This window comes from Amycolatopsis sp. NPDC049253 (assembly GCF_040678995.1).
GTDB lineage: Bacteria > Actinomycetota > Actinomycetes > Mycobacteriales > Pseudonocardiaceae > Amycolatopsis.
The window spans coordinates 1-1,259 of the sequence record NZ_JBFAQX010000083.1; the positions used below are offsets into that span (position 1 = coordinate 1).

Here is a 1,259-nt window from a genome sequence, read left to right on the forward strand (position 1 = left end):
TACCAAGGATCTTGGACAGGGCCTCCTGTCTGAGAGGATGGGTGTATGCCCGAGCAGCGTCGGAGATTCAGCGCTCAGTTCAAGGCCGAGGCTGTGCAGATGGTGATCGAGACCGGTAAACCTGTCGCCGAGGTCGCCCGGGATCTCGACATCAACGCCGGCACACTGGCCAACTGGGTCAATGCGTGGCGGTGCGAGAACCCTGGACCTGCGCGACCGGTGAGCCCGTCCGAGCATGCCCGGGTCGCGGAGATGGAAGACGAGATCCGCCGGCTGCGGATGGAAAACGAGTTCCTGAAAAAAGCCGCGGCCTTCTTCGCGCGGACCTCGCAGTAGCCGAGCGCTGCGCGGTCATCGATGCGGAGAAGGCCCACTATCCGATCACCTGGATGTGCCGGTTACTACGGGTGCCGCGGTCGTCGTTTTACGCTTGGAGGCACCGGGTTTCCACCGAGACAGCCACCCAAGCCCGGCGCCGCCTACTCAGGGAACATGTGTCCCGGGTGTTCACCGAGGGACGCGGTGCCTACGGCCGCCGACGGGTCACGGCCCAGCTCAACCGCGAAGGCCACCCGTGCAGCGTCGGGCTGGTCGCCGATCTCATGCGCGAACTCGGGCTGGCCGGCTGCCAGCCCCGGGCATACAAACGCACCACCCTGCCTGGGGAACAACCCGTGCACAGTCCCGATCTGATCGGCCGGGAGTTCACCGCGGACATGCCTGGTCAACGGCTGGTCGGCGACATCACCTACTTGAGAACCAGTGAGGGCTGGCTGTATCTCGCGACCGTGATCGATCTGGCCACCCGGATGGTCGTCGGCTGGCAGCTGGCTGATCACATGCGAACATCGTTGATCACCGACGCCCTGGACATGGCGATCACCCACGGCCATGTCAGCCCGGGCGCGGTGTTCCACTCCGACCGCGGAACGCAGTACACCTCGGCCGAGTTTTTCCGATTCTGCAAGGACAATCAGGTTCGAACCAGTGTCGGGCGAACCGGGGTGTGTTGGGACAACGCGGCGGCCGAGTCGTTCTTCGCATCGCTAAAAACCGAGATGTATCACCGCGAAATGTTCCCGACCCGGGTCCGTGCGCGGTTCGCTGTCGCTGACTACATCGAAGTGTTTTACAACCGGAAACGACTCCACAGCGGCCTCGGCTACCGCACCCCGGTCGAGGCCTACCGTGATCACCTCACCGCGAGCGCGGCCTGAGGCAACCCACCGAGGACCGTCCAAGAACCTTGACACACCCCA

The 1,259-nt window shown here is 64.1% G+C and carries 1 protein-coding gene; it reads left to right on the forward strand.

Annotated elements, in window-relative coordinates; translation table 11 throughout:
• Positions 1 to 45 precede the first annotated feature (45 nt).
• Positions 46 to 1,217, forward strand: a protein-coding gene (locus tag AB0K15_RS48020) for an IS3 family transposase (RefSeq protein WP_364067932.1) whose coding sequence is annotated in 2 segments (ribosomal slippage) — positions 46 to 304 and positions 304 to 1,217 — 1,173 coding nt in all. Because the reading frame shifts where the segments join, the coding sequence is not laid out codon by codon here.
• Positions 1,218 to 1,259 lie beyond the last annotated feature (42 nt).